9 protein-coding genes are annotated in these 7,300 nt (G+C 37.1%); 4 read left to right on the forward strand and 5 right to left on the reverse strand.

Annotated features, from left to right (window positions below; translation table 11 throughout):
- The first annotated feature begins 288 nt into the window (after positions 1-288).
- The 4 genes from AC22ZQ_RS11050 to AC22ZQ_RS11065 are packed head-to-tail and all read left to right on the forward strand — an operon-like array spanning position 289 to position 2,476.
- Positions 289-699 carry an Hsp20/alpha crystallin family protein gene (locus tag AC22ZQ_RS11050; protein WP_318958831.1) on the forward strand — a complete coding sequence of 137 codons (411 nt, stop codon included), beginning with the start codon at positions 289-291 and terminating at the stop codon, positions 697-699.
- Positions 700-758: 59 nt separating this feature from the next.
- Positions 759-1,199 (forward strand): hypothetical protein, encoded by a 441-nt coding sequence (locus AC22ZQ_RS11055; protein ID WP_318958832.1) that lies wholly within the window; start codon positions 759-761, stop codon positions 1,197-1,199.
- Positions 1,200-1,205: 6 nt separating this feature from the next.
- Positions 1,206-2,120 (forward strand): J domain-containing protein, encoded by a 915-nt coding sequence (locus tag AC22ZQ_RS11060; protein WP_318958833.1) that lies wholly within the window; start codon positions 1,206-1,208, stop codon positions 2,118-2,120.
- A 17-nt stretch (positions 2,121-2,137) separates the two neighbouring features.
- The gene (locus AC22ZQ_RS11065; RefSeq protein ID WP_318958834.1) at positions 2,138-2,476 is read left to right on the forward strand and encodes a hypothetical protein; all 339 of its coding nucleotides are present in this window, start codon (positions 2,138-2,140) and stop codon (positions 2,474-2,476) included.
- Between the two features lie 16 nt (positions 2,477-2,492).
- Here AC22ZQ_RS11065 and AC22ZQ_RS11070 read toward each other — a convergent pair whose 3' ends face one another.
- The 5 genes from AC22ZQ_RS11070 to AC22ZQ_RS11090 all read right to left on the reverse strand — a co-directional run.
- Positions 2,493-3,971 carry a cryptochrome/photolyase family protein gene (locus AC22ZQ_RS11070; protein WP_318958835.1) on the reverse strand — a complete coding sequence of 493 codons (1,479 nt, stop codon included), beginning with the start codon at positions 3,969-3,971 and terminating at the stop codon, positions 2,493-2,495.
- An 84-nt stretch (positions 3,972-4,055) separates the two neighbouring features.
- On the reverse strand, positions 4,056-4,691 hold the full coding sequence (locus tag AC22ZQ_RS11075) for a flavin reductase family protein (RefSeq protein ID WP_318958836.1): 636 nt from the start codon (positions 4,689-4,691) through the stop codon (positions 4,056-4,058).
- A gap of 4 nt (positions 4,692-4,695) precedes the next feature.
- Positions 4,696-4,824, reverse strand: coding sequence for a DUF2256 domain-containing protein (locus tag AC22ZQ_RS11080; RefSeq protein ID WP_318958837.1), 129 nt, complete (start codon positions 4,822-4,824; stop codon positions 4,696-4,698).
- A 188-nt stretch (positions 4,825-5,012) separates the two neighbouring features.
- Positions 5,013-6,461 (reverse strand): cryptochrome/deoxyribodipyrimidine photo-lyase family protein, encoded by a 1,449-nt coding sequence (locus AC22ZQ_RS11085; protein ID WP_318958838.1) that lies wholly within the window; start codon positions 6,459-6,461, stop codon positions 5,013-5,015.
- Positions 6,454-7,300, reverse strand: an 847-nt coding sequence (locus AC22ZQ_RS11090) for an FAD-binding domain-containing protein (RefSeq protein WP_318958839.1), incomplete at its 5' end; no start/stop codon positions are given. The genes AC22ZQ_RS11085 and AC22ZQ_RS11090, both read right to left, overlap by 8 nt.

Genomic DNA, 7,300 nt, shown 5'->3' on the forward strand with positions numbered 1-7,300 from the left:
AAATGTTAGATTACGATGCGCCTACGGGAGGTTATTTATTGCAATCTTGCTTTAGTATGGGGGCATATCTAGCCTCAAAGATTTAAACCTAAACACCTTGGTTTTTCTGTTTAAGAGAATAAAAGTATTTTTTACAGTGTTTTGATATTGAGCAGTATATACTCCTTTTTATTGAATATTTCAATGATAATTCTCAATGTTTTGTAGGGATGTTTGGCCTTGAATTAAGGTTTTTTTGGTTGTAACTTTTCATTTGCGAATCAGATTAATAATTCAAAACAAAAAGTTATGTCACTTATAAAGCACGAATGGCCTACGTTGTCAGATTTTTTCGATGAATCTTGGATGAAAAATAGATTTTCTAATGCGAGTTGGTCTACCGCAGTGAACGTGGTAGATAACGAAGAAAATTATGAGATAGAAGTTGCTGCACCCGGTTTAAAAAAGGATGAGTTTTCAGTTTCTTGTGAAAATGGCGTCTTAAATATTTCTGGTCAGACAAAAAAAGAAGACGAAGAAAAGAAGAAGAATTATACCCGTAAAGAGTTCAGCTCGAAGTCTTTCTCAAAATCATTTACCCTCCCGGAAAATGTGGATGCTAATCATATAGATGCAACCTATAATGACGGCGTTCTAAAATTAACCTTGCACAAAGTGCAAAAGGAACTTCCTCCGAAAAAGGAAATAACCATTGCTTAAAGTTCCATCCAAAGGAGCGGTTTTTATCGCTCCTTTTTTTAACTATTAAAACTAAAGAAATGAGACTAAGACCAAAAAGTGATTATCTCCAAAAAGCATCTTGGGTTAATCTTTATGTATTGACCAAATACTGGGAGTCTGACATCGCCTTTTACAAGGATGAAATCAGGTTTTTGTATGGATTAATTGATAAGTATTTTATTTGGATGACCGATGAGGAACATGTGGAAGAGGTGGGTAAGCTCAGTAGAGAACTTAATCGATTAGGGACTGTTTTTAAGGCGCTTACGACACAAATGAAGGAGCACAGAGCTAAAATGAGTTTGCTTTTGGAGAATGAATATTCCCATGAAGAAGAGGTCTTTAGGGCAGAACACGAAGTGCTTGAGGATGAATTTAAAAAAGCGACCATAGATTTTAGAACTTTGAAACGTAGAGTGTTTGAAGTCACAGAAAAGGTGATGGATGAGGAGAAATTGCAGCATTTATTAACACGTTAATTTACTGTGGACTATAAAGATTATTATAAGGTCCTTGGAGTGGATAAAAAGGCCACAGCCGCTGAGATAAAAAAAGCTTATCGAAAGCTAGCGGTTAAATATCATCCGGATAAAAATCAGGGGGATGTGATGGCTGAAGAAAAATTCAAAGAAATAAATGAAGCTTACGAAGTATTAGGCAATGCAGAAAAGCGTCAGAAATATGATGAGTTAGGCGCAAATTGGAACCGCTTTCAGCAAGGAAATTCTGGTGGTGGTTTTAACGAGAACCAATGGAATACAGGTGGTTCAGGGCAATATTACAGTAATGCAGAGGCTTTTAATGAGGGTGATTTTTATGATTTTTTCCAGAGCATGTTTGGCGGACAAAGAACTCAAGGTAGACGTTCAACATCTGGTTTTAAAGGAAATGATTTCCAAGCCGATATTGAATTGACCTTAGAGGAGGCCTATCATGGAACGCAAAGAATCCTGCAGTTGCCTGATAAAAAGATTCGAATTACAACGAAACCGGGTACAAAGGATGGTCAAACCCTTAGAATAAAAGAGAAAGGTGGAAAAGGGGGGAATGGTGGAAAACCAGGAGATCTTTATGTTAAAATTCACCTCAAAGAACATCCCGTATTTAAAGTTGAAAATTCCGATCTAATTCAGTATCTTGATATAGATCTTTTTACGGCCGTATTAGGAGGTTTTAAACAGGTTCAAAGCTTTGAAGGAGCATTGAGTATAAAGATTCCTGCAGGTGCTCAGAATGGACAAAAATTACGTTTAAAGGGTAAGGGCATGCCGCTTTATGGAAAACATGGACATGGAAACATGTACGTAGTGTTAAATGTGAATATACCTAAACATTTAAGTCCACAGGAAAAAGAACTATTTAGCAAGCTTCAAGAAATGGCCAGCGTAAAGGCGAATTAAAACAAAAACTAGAAATTATGCATATCGTATTGTACAACACTTATAATTTGAATAAGAGTCTAAACGACTTGGAAGAGAACATTATAGATGTAGAATTGCGTTACAAAGCAACGGATTTAGTAACGAGTGGTTACTTGAGGTTTGAGGAAATGCAAAACGCGGTTAAAAGGGCGATGAGCATTTGTAAAGCAGCCGATATTAGAGTAAGAAAACATTTTAAAGCCATTTACCTTTGTAGAGAAGGAATATTACTCAGGGATTGGCGTTTGTCGCACATGGCCAGAAAGTTAGTGTTGCTTAATGGTGATGCGAACAATCCATACGTGGCTAAAATTCAACTTGAATTGCTTGAATGACCTAATGCATTTGAAGTTAAGTAAGTTGGTCTAAAAAAGCTTGTGCAATTTTTAGATGTTCTTCCTTTTTTTCAGGACTTTGTTTCCTGTAGTTGGCTAAAATAAATCCTGTTCTGTGGTTTTTAGCAAAGAAATCTTCGTGTTCACCAATGAAGTTCCAAAACAGTGCGTCCCACACGTTTTGCCAATCTCCTTTGGGGTAATTACTCATTTTTAAAATGTAATTAGAAGAGGAAATGTAAGGTTTGGTTGCAAAAAGTCCCCCATCAGCAAACTGACTCATACCATAGACATTGGGAACCATGACCCAATCATAGGCATCGATAAATAACTCCATAAACCAACGATATACTTCATCCGGATCGAATTGGCAAAGTAACATGAAATTACCAAGCACCATTAAGCGTTCAATGTGATGACAGTAGCCTGTTTTTAATACTTTTTTAATGGTATCGTCTATAGGGATTATACCTGTGTCTCCTGTATAAAATGACGAAGGTATTGGTCGTGTGAACTTCCAAAAGTTTTTGGTGCGAGAGGAAACTCCATGACTCACGTATAACCCTCTAATAAATTCTCTCCAACTAACGATTTGACGTACAAACCCTTCCAAAGAGTTGATGGGGACATCGTTTGCCTTTGCAAATGCAATACTTGTGTTTATCACTTCCATGGGTAAAAGCAGCCCTACATTGATTAAAGGAGAGAGTAAACTATGATGAAGTACATGTTCTTCCTTTACAATCGCATCTTCATAAGCTCCGAATTCATGAAAACGGAAATCTAGAAATTGTTGAAGCCAGTCTTCAGATTCTTTGTAATTAAGAGGGTAGTGACTATGCTTGCTTATTTCTCCAGGGTTAGAGGAGAAGTGATTTTCAATATAATTTACAGCTTCTTCCCATGCTTTATTTGCACTCGGGAAATGAGTGGATGGAGGTGTTTTACTTTTGGGGTATTTCTTTCTGTTATCAGCATCAAAACTCAATTTTCCACCTTCAGGTTTTCCGTCTTCATCCATTAATAGGTTGAAACGCTCTCTTTGTTTCTTATAAAATGTGGTTTGATAAAAAGATTTTCTACTGCTTTTAAATTCTTTGGCTATTTCTGCACGATTCAATAAAAACGCAGGTGTATCGTAAACCTTAAAATTCACCTTTTCACTAAACGAAAAAAGTCGTTGCTCTAACCAATTGTCCTCGGGGTGAAGCAGGTGAATTGCATCCAACTCTTGGATGTTCAGCAATTGGTCTAATTCACGAATATCGGAACCTATTTCATTGCAAGCTACATAGTGAACTTTTAATCCTTTTGCTTCCAAATAAGCTTTGTATTCCTGCATTGTTGCACGATGAAAGGCTAATTTCTGTTTGTGAAATTTATACAATTTAAAGAATAAATATTCCTCTATGAGGTAAATGTCTACACCTAGTTTTAAGAGTTCACTTTCTTTGAACAATTGATGGGGAAATATAAGAGCTACAGATGTTTTCATGTTGTATTTTATTCCTTGTGCGTAAGAATACTTGATGAATTTTTTATTCTAAAACATTATTTTATGATGGATTAAAGGCTTTTTCTAAAACTCTTCCTTCTCAGGTAGCTCATGTGTTCTCACGTAAGGATAGGTCTCTATCTTTTCTAGTTTGTAATAAGTGTTTAAACCTCCTATACCCACGGTATTGTTGTAAGCTAAATCAATTTGTCCTAATTCATTTACAGCTTCTTCAGGAAGGTCTATATATACAATTTCACCAATGATAAAAGAACATTCGTTGGGTAACGGAATGCTATGGAGGTGCTTCATGGCTAGTTTTACTGGACTTTCTTTAACAAAAGGTGCGTGGAAGTTCTTTAAGTAAACTGGAGCTATATTCATGCGTTCAAATTCGGAGACTCCTCTAGCTAGTTTTGCTGAAGTATAGTGAGCATTTTTGTGCAAAACCTCAGGTATATGATTGATGGTGTAAACGCCTGTTTCCAAGATATTGGCATAGGTGTCTCGTGGTTCATTTCCTTGTGGGCGAAGCACAAAGCCTAGTTGAGCAGGGTTAGACCCCAAATGAACCACAGAGCTAAATATAGCAACGTTTTCTTTCCCATCCTTCGATTTTGTAGCAATCAAATTTGCAGGTTTTATACCTGAAATTGAGTTGATTAGGTTGAGTCTGTATTTGCGATCTAATTGTGTTAATTCGTACTGTGTTAATTCCATGTATTTATTTGTTTCTTCTACAGCGTTCGCTGCAATATTTTACTTCATCCCAGTTTTTCTCCCACTTTTTACGCCAGGTAAAAGGACGTTTACATACAGGACAAATTTTAGTAGGTAAATGTTCTTTTTTCATGGTAATGTTTATTTAAAAATTTAAGTCTTCGCAAGCTCAGAATTCAAAAAAATAAGGAAACTATGTGGGTTGTCATGACTTTCTTAAATCTTTAAATATCCCGATACCATCGGGATGTTTAAATTTTTAAATCCTCAAACATTCAAACATTCAAACTATCAAACAATCAAACCCTCAACCCCTCAAACTCACGCCTGTCTCACATGTGTAGCCAAAATGCGCCGTGCCTCTTCCTTTACTTTAGGATGCTTTCTGTGTCCCCATATCTTTTCTCTAGCTTTTCGGGCGACTTTTTCTAAGTCCATTTCTAGCATGGGATAAGTAAATTCTTCTTTGAAGTCAGCCAATTCGAAAACGGTCATTTTCCAAGGCTCATGAATGAATTCTACAGGTACCTCACGCAATTCTGGAATCCATTTTTTGATGAACTCTCCCTTAGGATCATGATCTTTAGATTGTTTAACGGGGTTGTAGAGTCGAACCGTGTTTACCCCCGTAGTACCGGCTTGCATTTGGATTTGAGGATAATGTATGCCGGGTTCATAATCGAGGAAGAGTTGGGCGAGGTGATAGGCACCCTTTTTCCAAGAAACATCAAAATGTAAACAAAGGATAGAAACTAACATTGCCCGCATTCTAAAGTTAATCCACCCGGTGTGCGTTAAGCATCGCATACACGCATCAACTATTGGAATTCCGGTGTTACCTGTTTTCCATTTTTCCAGCAGATCTTCGTTGTTGCTGTACGTTAGTTCTTCATACCCGCGGTTGATGCACTCGGTTTCATAGCTGCATTCAACCTCAAACTTTTGGATGAAATGGCAATGCCAATGCAGCCGTGTGAGCATGCCGTTAAAAGGGCGTTTATATTTGGTGTAATTAGGATGTGCTTTGACATATTGATATGCTTGACGGATGGATATATTTCCCCATGCCAAATACGGGGAGATACGGGCGCATGAACGCCTACTTTCGGCCGGTTTAGAGATATGTTTGTTGTAGTTTTTTCCTCTTTCCTTACAAAAGGAAGCCAAATACTTCCAGGCTTGATCTTCACCTGGTTTTTGAAAAGAAGTTGGATAGGAAGAGAGTTGTTCTTTAAAATGAGGAGGAAGTGAATAGGGATGCTCTAAAGCAGGTAGTTTGGAAAAAGTAAATCCATTTTTAATCACTGCTTGATGCATAACACTCAACCAAGCCTTGTCCCACTTCTCTCTAGTTTTTATCCCTCTTAAAATACCATCACGTTGAAATTCTATCCATCTAATATTATGTGTTTTAAACCAATGAGCACACGATTTGTCTCTTTCCCAAGTTATTTGTGTTCCGCTTTCTTGGTAAGAGAAAACGGTGTTGATTTTATATTCTTTGTGAATGTGCTTAAATCCCTCTTTTGCAGAGGTGTAACAAATACTAATGCTCCGGTTTACTTCACGCAACTTGCTATTCATTTCTTGTAAAGAATGATAGATAAATTGAAGGTGACGCTCAGAGGTGTCGGGATGCTCTATAAGCTTGGGTTCAAAACAATACAAGATGATGTAATCCAATTCTTCTTGTTCAGCCTGATGGAAGGGAGCATGATCATTGAGCCTTAAATCTCTTTTCAGCCAAACGATATTCACCTCTTTAGTCATACTGTAATTCTTTTTTGGCTTTGTTCCAGAATTTAAAGAAAGAGGGAAAGTCACCTTTCACAGTAGTCATCCAATCTCTCTCCATCTTTTTACCTTTAAAATGTTGGTTGGTAGGATGTTCTTTGTAGATGATATTTTCTTCTCCCAATAGCGTTAAGAGATTGTCAAATTCTCCAACGAAGATTTTAATTCCCTGAATGTTTTTAGCTAGATTTATCACAAATTCTAGGCAGTTATTTGTTACAGGATGAGCTCTAAAAAGTTTGGGTTCTAATAAGAGAATGTGCTGAGCTGTTGTAGTTTTAATTACTTCTAAATCAATGTTGTAATATGTATGAATTAAACTATTGGTATAGGTGTGTATTTCGTCGCTTTTGATAGCGTTTAAATCGGTTTGAATGCTATATTCTCTTCTTGCTTGCAGGACATCTGGAATTTCCATTTCGGGTAGTTCTTCGTAAGTTTTATCTAAAAATGTACCTCGATCATTTGTTCCAAAATAGGTGTTGATATTGTTCTGATTCGCGTAATACTTTTTGTTAGAATTGGTACCTGCCACCCATTGCCAGCTCAGGTGGTTACTGGCCAAGTCTCCATCTAAAAGTTGACTATACATCCAATCTGCACCCACCTTCCAATCTGTTTTTGCAATATTGCAAACGATGGATGCCACGTACATGCGCATATGGTTGTGCATATAACCTGTCGTTTTTAGGGTGTTTAAAGCCTCATCTAAGGCGCTTATTCCAGTTTGTGCGTCAAGTATTGCTGTGGGCATTTGTTTACTCACAACTGTCGTTTGCTGCTGTTTTATAGCTTGGAAAATTAAATCACCTTTC

The sequence above is a fragment of the Lishizhenia sp. genome (genome assembly GCF_057456495.1).